The organism is Desulfobaculum sp. (assembly GCF_054921475.1).
The window spans coordinates 1-3,636 of record NZ_JBUDSW010000313.1 but is presented as its reverse complement, the minus strand read 5'-3'; the positions used below and the strand labels follow the sequence as shown (position 1 = coordinate 3,636).

Genomic DNA, 3,636 nt, shown 5'->3' with positions numbered 1-3,636 from the left:
GATCAACACGGGGAAGGATTTCAGGATGTTCAGCTGCGCGTTGATGAGCAGGAAGATGATCGGGATAACCGTCAACAGCAGGCACCAGAACAGGCGGAACATCGGGGAGACGTTGGCGTCCTTGTCCAAGTGCTTGGTGGAGATGCTGGCCAGAGAGTAGGACGTGCCGTCAAGGGTGGTCACGGTGAAGAGTACCATGGCAATGAGGTACACGGCGGTCATGGCCAGCGGGAACGGCGTTTCGCCGAAGATGGCTGTCACCAGCGCGGTGGGCTGGTTGTTGTTGATGAAACCAACAGCATCAAGGGCGCCGGTGTTCATGAGGTCCATGGTGAACGTGCCACACACGCCGAAGATGATGCTGGTGCCGAGGGTGCCTGCGCCGACCAGCACAAGGATGAGGTCGCGCAGTTTGTGGCCCTTGGCAATTTTGGTGATGAACACGCCAAGACCCGGTGAGTAGGAGATCCAGTTCGCGAGGAAGAAGATCGTCCAGTACTGCGGGAAGAAGGAGTTGCCATACGGATCGGTGTTGGTGCTCATACGCAGGTACTCGGTGAGCATGATGCCGATGCCGTTGGTGGTGTTGTTCATGATGAGGGCTGAGGGGCCGATGATGAACACGAATCCAACAAGACCGGCGCAGATGTACACCGTGGCATTGCTCAGGCGGGCCATGCCCTTCTCGATGCCAATGTAGGAGCTGAGCGAGAAGATGACGGACAGGCCGAGGATGATGCCGATGCCCATGGTCAGGCTGTCCGGGATGCCGGTCAGATGACTGATATTGGATGAAATCATCGGGATGCCAAGGCCGAGGGTCAGCGCCGTGGCCGCCAGCGTGGTGATGATGAACAGCAGGTCGATGAGCTTCTGCGCCCACAGGGGCAGGGCGTCGTCAAACATGCTGTTCACAACGCCGCTCAGGCTCATGCGGCGGTTCTTCTTCACGTAGAACACGATGCAGAAGGGGATGGCCACAATGAGGTACATGAACCAGCCCGCAGCGCCCCAGTGGAACATATTGAAGGCGGCGGCGTATTCCATGGCCATGGGCTTATCCACAATGCCGAACTGCGGGTCCATGTAGTAGTACACGGCTTCGATGAAGCCCCAGTACATGGTGCTGGCGCCCATGCCGGCGGACAGGGCCATGGTGAACAGCTGGAACTTGCTGAATTTGGGCGTGTCGCCGCCAAGGCGGATGTTGCCGTATTTGGACAGGGCAAGATACAGCAGCATGGCGGTGGCGAACATGGCATACCACAGGAATCCGGAGCCAAGATTCTTGACGGTGAAGTCAAGCATGCTGCCCATGGTTCCTTTGGTGCCTTCGGGGTCCAGGACGGCCACGCCGCCAAGGGCGACAACGGCCGCGAAGCTCGTCAGGGTGAGCCTCAGGTCAACATTGGATGCGTTGAGTTTCATCGGTGGTCCCTCAATTTACTCGAAGCTGTACGTGGCGATGGAAGCGGCCTTAACGGCGTCCCAATCCATTTCAACGCCAAGGCCTGCGCCTTCGGGGGCGTGGACGAAGCCGTCCTTGTCCGTACGGATGGGCGTGGACTTGCAGGCCAGCTCGAAGCTCTCGTACGGGTAGAACTGCTCGAAGTACTTGCAGTTGTGGTGGGCAAGGGCAACGTGCAGGTTGGCGGCCTGCGTGATGGTGTAGCCCATGCTCTGGATTTCAAGAGGCTTGGAGTGGCCGTCAGCAATGGCGAAGCACTTGTTCAGCGGAGTGATGCCGCCGCAGACCGTGGCGTCCTGACGTACGTCGGACCACAGGTCGTTGGACAGGGCGTGGGTGACTTCCTGCAGGGTCAGCAGGCAGTTGCCGTGGCTGGAGATTTCCAGATCGGTGTTGGCTACAAGGCGCTGGTAGGTCTTGTAGTCGTAGTCGGACACGGGGGCTTCCAGCCACTCCCAGTTGTACTCGTCCAGCAGCTTGGCCATCTTCATGGCCTCTTCGGGCGTGTAGAAGGTGGCGGTGTCCAGCATGAAGCGGACGCCGGAGTCCTTGTAGCGCTGCTGCACGGCGTTTACGAGGGCGAGGTCCTTGTGGAACACGCAGTAGCAGTGCAGCTTAATGGCGGTGAAGCCGTGCTCAATGCAGTCGTCGAGGTAGGGGAAGTACTCTTCGACGGTGTCGAACATGGGAGTGGACGCGTAGGAGAGGATCTTGGTGCGTGCGCCGCCGAGTAGCATGTACACCGGCATGTTGGCCTTTTTGCCCTTGATGTCCCATGCGGCGATGTCCACCGGAGACTTGGCGGGCAGGCCGCCCCAAGAGCAGCGGGCCATCAGCCAGGAGTTCAGTTCCTCGGTCATCAGCGGGTTTTTGCCGATGAGGCCGGGGACGATGGTGCGCATGGATTCAATGATGCACTTGTCGAAGTCGTTTTCGGTGTAGCTTATGGTGGCGCCAACGCCCTCGGTGCCGTCCTCGGTGACAAGGCGGACGATGTTGTTGGTGTACAGCAGCGGTTCCTGATTGTCGGCCCAGGGGATGGGCGGTGCTTCACGGTCTGCGACGGCGTAGAGTTCTACTCGGCTGATCTTGCAATTGTCCATGATTCCTCTCCTTTTCGTGGCGTGAACGGGGTCCGTTCGTGAGGTTGTACGAGTTATAAGGCGCTGCCGTTGTCGATCATGCGGCGGCGTATCTGCTGGACGTCAACGTCTTTGTACGTGCACCCGCCCTGCAGCATGAGCGCAGTGGCAATGGCGGCGGCGTGTCCGTATTCAAAGCATTGGGCCGTGACCCTGGCGGAGGCCAGTGCTTCGTGGTCGGCGCTGAGGCTTCTTCCGGCAACGATGAGGTTGTCGGTTCCCTGCGGGATAAGGGTGCCGAAGGGGACTTCGTAGTAATCATCCACCAGCCAGTGGAGCTTGGAGACGTCGCCCGCGTGCAGTTCAATGGGCCACGAGGAGCGAACAATGCCGTCCTCGGCCTTGGTGCACTGGACCACATGGTCGTTGGTCAGGCGCGCTTCGCCCTGAATGGTGCGGGTTTGGCGCACGCCAACTTCCGGTGCCATGTCAACAAGCTGGGAGTTCTCGAAGCCTTTGACGTTGTCCTTGAAGAAGCGGTGGTACTCGCGGGCCGCCCTGCGGCCGGAGATTTCAGCGTAGGTCCTGTCTTCGGGGTTGATGACGTTGAGCATCTCGCCACATTGACCGGCAAGTTGAGTGCAATTCATCAGGAAGACGGATTTCTGAGAGGTAGGGAAAACCCAGATGCGATTGCGGGGGGTGGCGTAGGTCTTGGACTCGTATGCCTCGGTCAGCCGTTTCGTTAGGTCGGGCGGGCATATCGTGTCAACACCGAAGTAGTCGTAGAAGTCCTCTTCCACCACATCTGCAAGGCGGAACATCATTGTCGGGTTCTGGATGGCGCCGTTGCTGCCGTAGGTGTAGGGCAGGCCGGACTTGGCAACCAGTGCGGCGTCGCCTGTTGCGTCGATGAATGCCTTGGCCTTGACGAAGGTGCTGCCGGCTGTGGATTCCAGACGGATGGCGGTGTAGGCGCCGTCCTCCTTGCACACCTCGGTAACTGTGGTGTGGTAGAGGCAGGACACGCCGGCTTCCTCAAGGATGTCGTCCGCGGCCTCGCGCCAGATGTGCGGGTCGAAGGTG

At 59.6% G+C, this 3,636-nt stretch carries 3 protein-coding genes; all 3 read right to left on the bottom strand.

Features of this window, described 5'->3' with window-relative positions; translation table 11 throughout:
- Positions 1 to 1,428, bottom strand: a 1,428-nt coding sequence (locus tag ACY69P_RS15145) for a BCCT family transporter (RefSeq protein ID WP_462328077.1), incomplete at its 3' end; no start/stop codon positions are given.
- 15 nt (positions 1,429 to 1,443) lie between these two features.
- Positions 1,444 to 2,571 carry a mandelate racemase/muconate lactonizing enzyme family protein gene (locus ACY69P_RS15140; RefSeq protein ID WP_462328076.1) on the bottom strand — a complete coding sequence of 376 codons (1,128 nt, stop codon included), beginning with the start codon at positions 2,569 to 2,571 and terminating at the stop codon, positions 1,444 to 1,446.
- Positions 2,572 to 2,624: 53 nt separating this feature from the next.
- Positions 2,625 to 3,636 (bottom strand): FAD-dependent oxidoreductase (locus ACY69P_RS15135; RefSeq protein ID WP_462328075.1); only part of this gene is annotated, 1,012 nt, incomplete at its 5' end.

Coding starts and splice junctions, on each gene's coding strand:
- ACY69P_RS15140 (WP_462328076.1), bottom strand. CDS start 2,571: ATGGACAATTGCAAGATCAGCCGAGTAGAACTCTACGCCGTCGCAGAC.